Below are 11,869 nucleotides of genomic sequence, written 5' to 3'. Positions count from 1 at the left end.
CACCAGAACCCGTTTACAGGGCCACCAGCAGAATTCTCCCCGCATCAGTGAACCTACCTATAGTCCTGCACCCCGGAGCACCGCGAGAAACGTCTGGAGCCTCCGGGGAGGGCACCGACACCACTGTCAGCAGCGGGCACACAGGACAGGACCGGGAGCAGGAGGAAACGGGGCCAGATCGGCGGGCGCTTCCCGCACCCGCCACGAGGCACACCGCACAGGGTCAGGCCGGCACTTCGCTTCCTGGCTACGCCACCGCAGGGACGCCTCAGGACTCGTCCCCGTCTGCCGCCGTCAGTCGTCATCACTGTCACCTTCCCCGTCGTCATCGCTGTCACTGTCTCCCTCACTGTCCACGTCGTTGTCACTGTCAGTGTCCCCGCCGTCGCTGACACCCCCACCTGGGGCCTGCTGCTGGGAGCCCGATCCGTTCTGGGCACCACCCGCACCACCCTGGCCGCCCGAGCCCGCCTGGCCTCCAGTACCTGCCTGGCCACCCGCACCACCCTGACTACCCGAGCCCGCCTGGCCGCCGCCAGCGTCCTGGCCCGGGTCAACCTCCACCGGCTGCGCGGGCTCCACCGGCTGGGGACTGGTGTGTGTGCCCTCGGCCTGAGAAGTCGGCGTCGGGGAAGGAGACGGCGAGGCAGTCGGGCTGCCAGTGGCCAGCGGCGTCGGGGTCGCGGTCAGGACAAGCCCGGGCTCGCTGGTCGAGGCAGCCGGACCGTTGAGCGCCAGCCAGACCATCCAGGTCAGGAGCATCCCGGTCACGGCGACGATAGCGGCAGCGACCCGGGTGCCCCGGCTCGTCATGGCGATCATGGTACGCATACGGTGTCCTCCTCAGGTACAGGAGACAGGGGTCAGACGCGGACGTGGCCGTCTCCCTCGACGATCCACGTCGTCGTGGTCAGCTCGGCCAGCCCCATCGGCCCACGCGCGTGCAGCTTCTGGGTGGAAATACCCAGCTCGGCCCCCAGCCCCAGCTGGCCGCCGTCAGTGAAGCGGGTGGAGGCGTTGACCATGACAGCTGCGGAGTCCATCCCGGCGACAAAGGCGTTGATGACGGCAACGTCCTGGGCCACGACAGCCTCAGTGTGTCCCGTGGTATAGGTACGGATGTGCTTGATGGCACGGTCCAGGTCCTCCACCACCGCGACCGCCAGGTCTAGGGAGCCGTACTCAGTGCCCCAGTCCTCCTCAGTGGCCTCCACCAGCAGGTGCCCGTGGCCAGAGGCACCAGCAGGCCCGGCCAGGAGGCGGTGGGCCGCAGGGTCGACGTGCAGGGTGGTCCCGACCTCCCACAGGGCTGCCGCCGCCCGGGGCAGGTAGGTGTCGGCGACCGTGGCGTGGACCAGGAGGGTCTCGGCAGCGTTGCACACGCCCACACGCTGCGTCTTGGCGTTGACGATGATCTCCACCGCCGCCTCCAGGTCGGCGGAGGCATCCACGTAGACGTGGCAGTTGCCCGAGCCGGTCTCGATGACCGGCACCGTGGACTCCTCCACGACGGTGCGGATGAGCCCCGCCCCGCCCCTGGGCACCAGCACGTCGACCAGACCACGGGCATGCATGAGGGCGCGCGCTCCCTCCCGCCCGGCAGCATCGACACTGGCCACCAGGTCGGCAGGCAGGCCCTGGGACTCAAGCGCCCGTCGCAGGCTGGCAACGATCGCGGCGTTGGACTCCTGGGCAGCGCTTCCTCCCCGCAGGAGGACGGCGTTACCGGACTTGACCGCAAGGGCGGCTACATCCACAGTCACGTTGGGCCGGGCCTCATAGATCATGCCGACCACGCCCATGGGCACCCGCACTCGACGTACCCGCAGCCCGTTGGGCATGACTGACCCATCCACGACCTCCCCGACTGGGTCCGGCAGCGCGGCGACGTCACGCAGCGATCCGGCGATCCCTGCCAGGCGGGGCTCGTCCAGCGTCAGGCGGTCCAGGAGCCCCGGGCTCATGCCCGCAGCCCGCTCCCGCTCGGTGTCACGGGTGTTGGCCTCCAGGATCGTCGCGCTGTCAGTCAGCAGACCCGTGGCCATGGCCTCCAGGGCGGCGTCCTTGACCCCCCGTGGCGCGGCAGCAAGCACACGCTGCGCCTCCCGGGCAGCGCGAGCGGCCACCTGAACCAGCCCGGCGGCCTGCGGAACGAAATCGTTACTCATGTAACTACCATACGAGGGACCCAGGGGCCTACGGAACTTTCTTCGACACCTGTGTCCGGGACATCCACCTGGGCGCCACGTCCCACCGCTCAGGTCCCGCAACGTGCACCCAACCGCGTCCCCCTGCCCAGGCCAAGCTGGGGAGCAGTCCTAGCCCCTCGCCCCTCCTGCTGCACATCTTCAGACAGGTCTGGGAGGAGGAAGCAGCGACTTGGCGCGGGGAACCATCTTCCAGGCATCCAGTCCATACCCAAAGATGTGCAGTAGCAACTCCGTTGCACATCTTCAGCCCCCTGATCCAGGTGTCCTGGCCACGAACCCGCACCATTCCAGCGTCCTGTCTTCTGCCGACCCGTTGAAGATGTGCAGCCCCACCCGTGCAGTCAACGCGGTGCCACCTCCTGCAGCCACGCGCAGCACAGCCAGTAACATTGACGCGGGACACAGCACCGCAGCCAGCAGACCGGTCTGAGGCAGGACGGAGGTACACATGAGGATCACCCAGGTATCCGCCAGCAACTGGAGGAACTTCAAGTCCCTCGACCTTCGGCTTGACCGGCGGCTGTTTGTCGTCGGCCCCAACGCGGCGGGAAAGTCGAACCTGCTGGACCTGTTCCGCTTCCTCGGTGACATCGCCAGACCCGGAGGCGGCCTGACCAGCGCAATCAGCTCGCGCGGCGGGCTCAGTCGGGTCCGCAGCCTGTTCGCGCGCAGCTACCCACAGAGGTCGGCTCATTGTGGACGTCCACCTGGAGGAGGGTGGTACCACCTGGCGCTACCGGCTGTCCATCAAGGGGGAGTCGGGGGGCCTCAACCGTCCGGTCGTGGACGAGGAGCGCGTCGAGCGTGACGGTACCCTGCTGCTCCACCGCCCCGCCCCCGAGGACCAGGCCGACCCGGAGCGGCTGACCCAGACCCACCTGGAGCAGATCGGGGCCAACCAGAGCTTCAGGAGCGTCGCGGATCACTTTGGCAAGGTCCAGTACTTCCACCTGGTCCCCCAGGTCATCCGCGACCCCTCCAGGAGCGGCCTGACTAGCAACGACCCCTTCGGCGGTGACTTCATCGCCCAGATGAACGCGACGCCCCCACGGACCCGCGACGCCTGGATGCGGCGGATGCAGAGCGCGCTCCAGGCCGCCGTCCCAGAGTTTGAGTCCCTGGCGATCGAGGTGGATTCAGCCGGCAGGCCCCACCTGCGGGCCGGCTACCGCAACTGGCGCTCCACGCCGTCAGCCCAGTACGAGACCGAGTTCTCCGACGGCACCCTGCGGCTCATCGGCCTGCTGTGGACCGTCATCAAGGCGCCCGCCGGCGCTGGGACCCTTCTCCTGGAGGAGCCTGAGCCCTCCCTTAACTCCGCCATCGTCCGCCTGCTCCCCTCCGTGCTGGCCTCAGCGCAGCGCTCCAGCGACCTTCAAGTAGTCCTGTCCACCCACGCCCCCGAGATACTTGACGACGAAGGCGTCCTCCCCGAGGAAGTCCTCGTGCTCAGGGTGACCGACGACGGGACACGGGCAGACCTCCTCTCCTCGCTTCCCGAGGCAGTGGACGACATCAGCCTGGGGCTGCCCCTGTCCGACATCGTCAGTGGCCTGACCGAGCCGCAGGATCTTGACAGCCTGCTGCAGGCGGCACGGGGCAGGCGCTCGTGACAGATCCACCGCCTGCCCGAGATACGCAACCACCTCCTGCAGGTCCAAGGAGGCTGAGACCCCGACACATCACCGAGGCCACGACCCTCAGGTACCAGGAGGCGGGATCTCCCCGCTGCCTCGGCAGACCAGCTCGGTAGGCACAAGAAGGCGCTCTGGTGCACCACGGTCCCCGTCCAGCCGGGAGAACAGGCGCCGAGCGGCAAGGCCACCCATGGTCCTGGGGTCCTGACGCACCACCGTCAGGGCGGGCTCCAGCATGTCGGCCAGGGGAAGGTCGTCAAAGCCGATGTGCGCCACGGCCCCACGCAGCCCGAGGCGCCCAAGGGCGTGCAGCGCACCCTCTGTGAGGAGGTTCTGCCCGCTGAACACTGCCGTAGGCGGGTCCGGCGAGGTCATGGTGTCCGTGAGCGCCCGGTCAGCCGCCTCGGCACCAACTAGCCCTGACACGACCAGCGCCCCGGACTCCTCAGTGCGTGTCCCTCGGAACGCCTCAAGGAACCCCTGACGCCGTTCAAGAGCGGTAGCGACGTTGAGCCGCTCCGTCAGCAGCACGATCCGGCGGTGCCCCTGGTCCAGAAGGTGCCGGGTGGCGCGCTCAGCAGCGGCAACGGTGTCACTGGTGACGCAGTCCGCCGTGACTGTCTGGGGCGCCCTGTCCACGAACACGATGGGCACCCCCAGGTGCAGCACGCGCTCCAGGGCGGCTCCGTCCACAGTCGTGGTATTGACGATGATCCCGTCCACATGCCGTCGGATCGAGTCCTCGACGGCGGCGACCTCGCGCTGGGGCTCCTCGTCGAGGCTGGAGGCCAGGACAGCCACGTCGCGCTCGCGGGCGACGTCCTCCACGCCGCGGTGGAGCTCGCCCGCGAACGGGTTGTCCACGCTGGCCACAAGCAGGGCTATGGTCCTTGTCGCCCCGCCCGGGCGACGGAGGCTGCCGGCCCGGACGTCCACGTGGTAGTCGAGCTCCTGCACTGCGTCCCACACCCGGCGCGCGGTGTCCTCGGCCACGTTCGGCTCCCCGTTGACCACCCGGGAGACGGTCTTGACGCCAACTCCCGCCAGCCTGGCAACCTGTTTCATGGTGGGACGGCTCCGATGCCCACCTGCTGCGGCCGCCGACCGCAGCAGCACAGAGTCCTCACTCACTCCCCCAGCCTACTTGACCGCTCACGACAGTTGGCATAGTGTAGTGGCTACCTGGTTGACATCGTTGTCAACCAGACGGGGCGCTGATCCAACACACCCCGTCCTGTCACCACGCAGCCCGCACACCTCTTCTCACCGGCGTCAGCCCTCCTCGGACGGGCCGTCGGCTGTCACCCACCCTGTCCACCCGCCCGGTCCCGGTCCCCACCGTCCGGTGCCTCCGGGCACAGCCAAGCAACGGAGCACGCATGCCACCTCAAGCGCCCCATCCCCGCCTCCGACTCCGTGGCGTCTCCAAGTCGTTCCCAGGGGTCCAGGCCCTGAGTGGGATCACCTTCGACCTTCTTCCTGGTGAGGTCCACGCCCTGGTCGGCGAGAACGGTGCGGGCAAGTCCACCCTCGTCAAGGTTCTCACCGGGATCCACCCCGACTTCGAGGGACGCTACGACTACGACGGCGCACCCGCCCGCTTCCGCTCCGTCCGGGACGCGCAGCACGCCGGGATCTCGATCGTCCACCAGGAGCTCAACATGATGCCTGACCTCACCGTGGCCCAGAACATCTTCATCGGGCGGGAGTCCTCCTCGCTACTGGTGTCAGACCGTCACCTCAACCGCAGGGCGCAGTCCCTCATTGAGGAGTACGACATCGGAGTCTCACCTTCCACCCTCCTGCGCGACCTGACGGTCTCCAAGGCCCAGCTCGTCGAGATCGCGCGCGCCCTGTCCTTCCCGACGACGAAGGTCCTCATCCTCGACGAGCCGACCGCCGCCCTGACGCGCAGTGAGAGCACCGACCTTCTCCAGCGCATCGGCCGACTGCGCGAGCAGGGGGTGTCAGTCATCTACATCTCCCACCGCATGCACGAAGTCATGACGGTTGCCGACCGCGTCACCGTGCTGCGCGACGGCGCCAATGTCGGGACGCTTCCGGCCTCCGGCTCCTCCCAGGAGGAGATCATCGAGCTCATGGTCGGGCGCCAGGTGGTCAACGCCCCCAAGGAGCGCTCCACGCTGGCCCAGGACGCGGCGGTCGTCCTCGAGGCCAGGAACCTCACCTCGCAGGCCGTCCACGGCGTCTCCTTCACCCTGCACGCCGGCGAGATACTCGGCTTCGCGGGCCTGGTCGGCGCCGGACGTACCGAGACCATGCGCATCGTGGCCGGTGCCGACCGGGCATCCTCCGGCAGCATACGGGTACACGACCACGACGTGTCCTTCCGGCACCCCAGGGACGCCATCAGGGCCGGCATTGCCTACCTCTCCGAGGACCGCAAGCGCTACGGCCTCGCGACCCGCCTGTCTGTCGCACACAACATCGCCCTGGCCTCCTACGACGCTCTGTGCACCGGCCCCCTCCTCCACGAGCGGGCCGTCCAGGCCTGCGCACGCAGGTACATCGACACGCTACGGATCAAGACACCCTCGCACCGGCAGCTGGTCCGCAACCTCTCAGGCGGCAACCAGCAGAAGGTGGTGCTGGCCAAGTGGGTCCTGCGCGACGTCGAGATCCTCATCTTCGACGAGCCGACCCGCGGCATCGACATCGGAGCCCGCGCTGAGATCTACCAGCTGATGCGCGACCTCGTCGAGGAGGGCAAGTCCATTCTCCTGGTCTCCTCCGACCTCGACGAGATCCTCCACCTGTCTGACCGCGTCGTCGTCATGCGCGAAGGACACAAGACCGGAGAGCTCGACATATCCGAGGCGACCCCCGTCTCAGTCATGGAGCTGGCGACCAGGCAGACAGCCGGGCAGAAGGAAGGACACCCAGCATGACCACCGGCACCACCACCCGAGGAGCCTCCAGGACCCTGCCGATGCAGCAGGTCATGGCACTGGTGGCCCTCGCCGTCCTCTACGCGTTCTTCGCCGTCTTCGGCAACCACTTCCTGTCACCCAGCACCCTGGTCTCGATCCTCGACTCCTCCTACTACATCGGCTTCCTGGCCATCGGCATGACCTTTGTCATTATCACTGCGGGCATTGACCTGTCCTCGGGGACAGTGATGGTGGGCGCCGCGCTGGTAGGAGGAGTGGCGTACAACGTGTGGGGGCTGCCGATCCTGGTCTCGCTCCTGGTCGTCCTGGCCACCGGCGTCGCCTTCGGCGTCGCCAACGGTGTCCTTGTCGGCTTCCTGCGCCTGCCCCCGTTCATCGCCACCCTGGGGATGCAGTTTGCCTCGCTGGGCCTGTGCGCCGTCATCGCCCAGGTCCAGACCCAGACCTACCCGAGCCTGTCCTCCGAGGACGGCTGGTTCAAGACGGTCCTGTACAGGACAGGCGACCTCCCGGTCGGCGTCCTGTGGCTGGCCGCCTTCTTCGCCATGGCCTGGTTCGTCCTCACCCGCACCAAGCTGGGCCGCTACACCTACGCCATCGGGTCCAACGAGGAGGCTGCCGAGCTCTCCGGTGTCATCGTGCCACGGTGGAAGTTCTGGGTCTACGTCTTCAACGGGTTCTTCTGCGGCCTGGCCGGAGTCATCTACGCGGCGACCTTCTCCTCCATCACCCCACAGACCGGCAACGGCCAGGAGATGTACGCCATCGCCGCCTGCGTGATCGGCGGCACCTCCCTGGCCGGAGGAGTCGGCTCCCTGTGGGGCACGATCATCGGCGTCTTCGTCATCAGCGTCCTCAAAACCGGCCTGCTGTCCATGGGGCTGCCGGTGCAGTGGCAGCAGGTGCTCATCGGCGTCGTGGTGGTGCTCGCTGTCCTGCTCGACGTCGTGCGCAGCAGACGCGCCCGACGCTCCTGACCCGCCTCCGCAACCGTGAAAGGACCATCATGAACCCCGCCGCAACCCCCACCACCCTCGCGACCCGCACGACACCCACTGGTCCCGTGCCAGACGCGGCTCCTGCGCCCGCACGCCGGACCGTGCTGGCAGCCACCCTGGCAGCCGCCGGCGCCCTGACGCTGTCCGCCTGCTCCCAAGGATCCGGCTCGAACGGGGCGACGAAGGTCATCATCATCGCCAAGAGCTACCAGAACCAGTTCTACCAGGCTGCCTTCAGGGGAGCCCAGGACGCTGCGGACGAGCTCAACGTACAGCTGGAGACCAACGGCCCCGACGCAGAGTCCAACGTCTCCCAGCAGGTCGAGCAGCTCTCGGCCGCTGTCAACCAGGGACCTGCCGCTATCGCCTTGGCGGCCTGCCAGCCCGACGCTGTCCAGGACGCCCTGGTCAGCGCCAGGAGCCGGGACATACCGGTCATCGGCTTTGACTCCGGCGTCCCCGACGACGCCTCCGGGGCAGTCCTGGCCACAGCCACCACTGACAACACCGTGGCGGGCGGCAACGTGGCCACCAACCTGGCCCAGGACAAGAGCCTGGTCTCCGCAGTGACCTCCGCGACCGCAGACTCGCCCGCCGTCATCGGCGTCCTCGCCCAGGACTCGACCTCGGGGTCGATCGTCCAACGGGTGGACGGCTTCGTGGACACGCTTGTCGCCGAGCTGGAGGAGCTGGACGGCCTGGCCGGGGCGGTGGACGTCTCCGGCCAGCAGCGGTGGACCCAGGCGTCCCCCGACCCCGCCAGGGTGAGGATCGTGGTCACGGTCCCGCCGACCACCAGCCAGGCGGACATCCAGTCCGCCGCGACCTCCGTCCTGTCCACCACCGGGCTCGTCGCCCTGTTCGCCGCCAACCAGGACGCGGTCAACGGCGTCATCTCAGCGACCGGCGACGCCACCTCCCTCGACCGCTCCAGCGGCACCTACAAGGACCTGCTCGTCGTGGGCTTCGACGCGGGGAGGTCCCAGAAGGACGCTGTCAGCTCCGGGGCCTTCCTGGGGTCAGTCACCCAGGACCCCTACCAGATGGGCTACCAGGCCGTCACCTTGGCGGTCCGGGCGGCCAACGGCGAGACAGTCGAGGACGTGGACACCGGCTCCCACTGGTACAACGCCTCGAACATCGACGACGCGCAGATCTCAGAGCTGCTCTATGACTGAGACTGAGCCCCAGCGCCTCACCGCCCCAGGGCTGAGGGGCGGCAGAGGTGGGGAGAAAGGGCTCACTCCCCCGCCGTGCGCGGCAGCTCGGCCAGGTCGTCGCGGTGGACCACCGGGGCCACGTGATCAGGTGCGGGCACACCCTGCGCCCGGGCACAGAGGACCTCCGCCAGCTCGGCGGAGGTGTAGCGGCAGATCCCCCGGGCAAGCGTGCGCTCAGGCCCGACCACCTCCACCACGGCTCCAGACTCGAACTCCCCGTCAACCCCGGTGACCCCCGGCAGCAGGAGGGACTTCTTGCCGGAGGTGATGGCCCGCGCCGCGCCGTCGTCGATGAGGAGCCGCCCCTCCGGCTGGGAGGCGTGGGCCATCCACAGGCGGCGGCTGGGGCGTCGCGGGCCGGTGGGGGCGAACCAGGTGCCCACGTCCGCAGGGATGCCCTGCCCTCCCAGGAAGAGGGGGGCGTCATCAGCACCGGCGATGAGGACCGCTGTCCCCGAGGCGCAGGAAATCGTCGCCGCCTGGACCTTGGTCACCATGCCCCCTGTGCCCACGGTCGAGCCCCGACCGGACACGTTGAGGCCCACCAGGTCGGCGGCAGAGCCCACGTAGCGCACCGGGACCGCGCCAGGAGAACCCGGAGGCGCCGTCCACAAGCCGTCCACGTCGGTGAGCAGGACCAGCACGTCCGCGCTGACCAGGTGGGCCACCAGCGCGGCCAGGTGGTCGTTGTCGCCGAGGCTGAACTCCGTGGTGGCCACGGCGTCGTTCTCGTTGACCACAGGTACGGCCCCCAGGGACAGCAGCGCGTCAAACGTCGCCCGCACGGTGCGGTAGTGGCTGCGTACCGCGACGTCCTGGGCGGTCAGCAGCACCTGGGCGGTCACCACCCCGTAGGCGCTCATGGCGGTCTGCCACCGCGCCACGAGGTTGCCCTGCCCCACCGATGCCGCCGCCTGGAGCAGGCGCAGCTCGCCGGGCCGCCTCTCCAGCCCCAGGGGGACAAGGCCTGCGGCAACCGCGCCGGAGGACACCAGGACGACGTCGTGCCCACGGCCGCGCAGCCTGGCGATCAGCCCGGCGATGATGTCGATGCGGTTGAGGTCCAGCCCGCCGTCGGCCCGCGTCAGGGAGGAGGAGCCGACCTTGAGGACGATCCGTGCCCCGGGGGGCAGCGCGGCAGGCCGTCGCCCCGGCACCGGAACCCCACGGCTCACTGCGTCTCCTCCCAGACCGAGGCATCCGTCCACAGTCCCTCAGCCGCCTCCTGGCGCAGCTCGGCACGGGCTGCCTCCTTGGCGTCCATCATCTCGTGGTACTGACGGCGACGCTCCGCGTTGGTACGCCGGTGCCCCTCCTGAAGGCGCGCATCGGTGCCGCGTGCGCCCAGCAGCTCGGGTCCTGTGGTCAGGGCCGGCTCCCAGGTGAAGAGCACACCTCGCTCCACGTCACCGATAAGGACCGTGTCACCGGCGTGCGCCCCCGCCCTGACCAGCTCGTCCTCGACGCCGGCGGCCGCCAGGCGGTCAGCCAGGTAGCCCACCGCCTCGTCGTTAGTGAAGTCGGTCTGGAGGACCCACCTCTCTGGCTTGTCCCCCCGCACCTGGTAGACCTGCCCCTCCGATGGGTGGTGGAGGGCGGAGACCACCGCCACTGGCTCCCGGCCCCGCCTGCCGACCCCGGCGGGCCGGATGACCGGACGCTGGGCAGGCTGGCCGTCATGGCCCACCCTGCCCGCCCTCCGGGAGGGAGCCTGGCCGCGCGCCTGCTCCACCAGGTCCGCCAAGGCGAAGGACAGGGGCCTCAGTCCGCGGCGCACGACGGCTGAGACCTCGAAGACCGGCACCCCCCGGGCCTCGACGTCGCTACGGACGAAGTCAGCCAGCTCTTCGGCCTCAGGAACATCGACCTTGTTGAGGACGACGACACGGGGACGCTGCGGCAGCGGCGGGAGCCCCGTCAGGGACGGGTCCGACTCCTGGCTGCCCAGCCGGTCCGCGTAGGCCGCCAGCTCGGCCTCGATCGTGTCCATGTCGCTGAGCGGGTCACGACCCGGCTCCAGGGTGGCGCAGTCCAGGACGTGGACGATGACGGCGCAGCGCTCGATGTGGCGCAGGAAGTCCAGGCCCAGGCCCCTGCCCTGGGAGGCCCCGGGGATGAGGCCCGGGACGTCTGCGACCGTGTAGCGGGTGGAGCCCGCCTCGACCACCCCGAGGTTGGGCACCAGGGTGGTAAAGGGGTAGTCGGCAATCTTGGGGCGGGCAGCGCTCATCGCGGCGACGAGGGAGGACTTGCCCGCGCTCGGGTAGCCCACCAGCGCCACGTCGGCGACGGTCTTGAGCTCCAGGACCACGTCGCGGGCCTGGCCCGGCTCACCCAGGAGGTGGAAGCCGGGGGCCTTCCTCCTCTTCGAGGCCAGGGAGAAGTTGCCACGCCCGCCTGTCCCCCCACGGGCGACCACCACCGAGGCCGGGTGGCCCACCAGGTCCGCCAGGACCTCCCCGTTGACATCCTTGACGACCGTGCCCTCCGGGACGGGCAGGACCAGGTCCTGCCCGTCAACCCCCCGACGCCAGTCCCCCATCCCCGGGGTCCCGCTGGAGGCACGTCGGTGGGGTCGGCGGTGGTAGGCCAGCAGGGTTGACACCGAGGGGTCCGTGGTGATGACGACGTCGCCTCCGTGCCCTCCGTCACCGCCATCGGGGCCGGCCAGGGGCTTGAACTTCTCACGGTGCACCGAGGTACAGCCGTGACCACCGTCCCCGCCGGCTACGTGAAGAACCACTCGGTCGATGAAGCTGGGCATGGAACCTCCCCAGAGGCGACAGGTGCGGCGGACAGGTGGCAGGTACCCGTACGGGTCTGCCCAGACAGCACGGGGGCAAACGGTGTGAACCGTTCGCCCCCGTGCCCGCGTAAGACGATATACCGCGC

Annotated in this window: 10 protein-coding genes; 5 read left to right on the top strand and 5 right to left on the bottom strand. The window is 69.2% G+C overall.

Annotated elements, in window-relative coordinates:
- Nucleotides 1-294: 294 nt before the first annotated feature.
- The gene (locus tag CWS50_RS04480; RefSeq protein WP_127841818.1) at nucleotides 295-831 is read right to left on the bottom strand and encodes a hypothetical protein; all 537 of its coding nucleotides are present in this window, start codon (nucleotides 829-831) and stop codon (nucleotides 295-297) included.
- Between the two features lie 32 nt (nucleotides 832-863).
- Complete coding sequence (locus tag CWS50_RS04475) at nucleotides 864-2,168, bottom strand: glutamate-5-semialdehyde dehydrogenase (protein ID WP_127841817.1); 1,305 nt, start codon at nucleotides 2,166-2,168, stop codon at nucleotides 864-866.
- A gap of 490 nt (nucleotides 2,169-2,658) precedes the next feature.
- Between CWS50_RS04475 and CWS50_RS13780 the strand changes: the two genes are divergently transcribed.
- Together CWS50_RS13780 and CWS50_RS04470 are read left to right on the top strand one after the other, a co-directional pair.
- Nucleotides 2,659-3,018 (top strand): AAA family ATPase, encoded by a 360-nt coding sequence (locus tag CWS50_RS13780; protein ID WP_257493081.1) that lies wholly within the window; start codon nucleotides 2,659-2,661, stop codon nucleotides 3,016-3,018.
- Nucleotides 2,906-3,823, top strand: coding sequence for an AAA family ATPase (locus CWS50_RS04470; RefSeq protein ID WP_279221965.1), 918 nt, complete (start codon nucleotides 2,906-2,908; stop codon nucleotides 3,821-3,823). Before CWS50_RS13780 ends, CWS50_RS04470 begins: the two co-directional genes overlap by 113 nt.
- Nucleotides 3,824-3,910: 87 nt before the next feature.
- Here CWS50_RS04470 and CWS50_RS04465 read toward each other — a convergent pair whose 3' ends face one another.
- Nucleotides 3,911-4,978 carry a LacI family DNA-binding transcriptional regulator gene (locus tag CWS50_RS04465; RefSeq protein ID WP_206610470.1) on the bottom strand — a complete coding sequence of 356 codons (1,068 nt, stop codon included), beginning with the start codon at nucleotides 4,976-4,978 and terminating at the stop codon, nucleotides 3,911-3,913.
- 248 nt (nucleotides 4,979-5,226) lie between these two features.
- Here CWS50_RS04465 and CWS50_RS04460 point away from each other — a divergent pair, with 248 nt between their 5' ends.
- From CWS50_RS04460 to CWS50_RS04450, 3 genes are read left to right on the top strand one after another with little or no spacing between them, the layout of a single operon-like run.
- On the top strand, nucleotides 5,227-6,756 hold the full coding sequence (locus tag CWS50_RS04460; protein WP_127841816.1) for a sugar ABC transporter ATP-binding protein: 1,530 nt from the start codon (nucleotides 5,227-5,229) through the stop codon (nucleotides 6,754-6,756).
- A complete protein-coding gene (locus CWS50_RS04455) occupies nucleotides 6,753-7,736 on the top strand; it encodes an ABC transporter permease (protein ID WP_127841815.1) in 984 nt (327 codons plus the stop codon). Before CWS50_RS04460 ends, CWS50_RS04455 begins: the two co-directional genes overlap by 4 nt.
- 29 nt (nucleotides 7,737-7,765) lie before the next feature.
- Nucleotides 7,766-8,935, top strand: coding sequence for a substrate-binding domain-containing protein (locus CWS50_RS04450; RefSeq protein WP_127841814.1), 1,170 nt, complete (start codon nucleotides 7,766-7,768; stop codon nucleotides 8,933-8,935).
- A 62-nt stretch (nucleotides 8,936-8,997) separates the two neighbouring features.
- Here the strand turns inward: CWS50_RS04450 and proB are convergent, their stop codons facing one another.
- Nucleotides 8,998-10,152, bottom strand: a complete 1,155-nt coding sequence (gene proB / locus CWS50_RS04445) for a glutamate 5-kinase (protein ID WP_479722557.1) — start codon at nucleotides 10,150-10,152, stop codon at nucleotides 8,998-9,000.
- Nucleotides 10,149-11,741, bottom strand: coding sequence for a GTPase ObgE (obgE, locus tag CWS50_RS04440; protein WP_127841813.1), 1,593 nt, complete (start codon nucleotides 11,739-11,741; stop codon nucleotides 10,149-10,151). The genes proB and obgE overlap by 4 nt, the downstream gene beginning before the upstream one ends.
- Nucleotides 11,742-11,869: the final 128 nt, after the last annotated feature.

It is taken from the genome of Actinomyces wuliandei, assembly GCF_004010955.1.
Taxonomy (GTDB): domain Bacteria; phylum Actinomycetota; class Actinomycetes; order Actinomycetales; family Actinomycetaceae; genus Actinomyces; species Actinomyces wuliandei.
This window is presented reverse-complemented; position numbering and strand designations above follow the sequence as displayed.

Bases quoted from the DNA above. Each gene is read 5' to 3' on its own strand.
- CWS50_RS04450 (WP_127841814.1), top strand. From the start codon at position 7,766: ATGAACCCCGCCGCAACCCCCACCACCCTCGCGACCCGCACGACACCC.
- CWS50_RS13780 (WP_257493081.1), top strand. From the start codon at position 2,659: ATGAGGATCACCCAGGTATCCGCCAGCAACTGGAGGAACTTCAAGTCC.
- CWS50_RS04460 (WP_127841816.1), top strand. From the start codon at position 5,227: ATGCCACCTCAAGCGCCCCATCCCCGCCTCCGACTCCGTGGCGTCTCC.
- obgE (WP_127841813.1), bottom strand. From the start codon at position 11,741: ATGCCCAGCTTCATCGACCGAGTGGTTCTTCACGTAGCCGGCGGGGAC.
- CWS50_RS04475 (WP_127841817.1), bottom strand. From the start codon at position 2,168: ATGAGTAACGATTTCGTTCCGCAGGCCGCCGGGCTGGTTCAGGTGGCC.
- CWS50_RS04455 (WP_127841815.1), top strand. From the start codon at position 6,753: ATGACCACCGGCACCACCACCCGAGGAGCCTCCAGGACCCTGCCGATG.
- CWS50_RS04480 (WP_127841818.1), bottom strand. From the start codon at position 831: ATGCGTACCATGATCGCCATGACGAGCCGGGGCACCCGGGTCGCTGCC.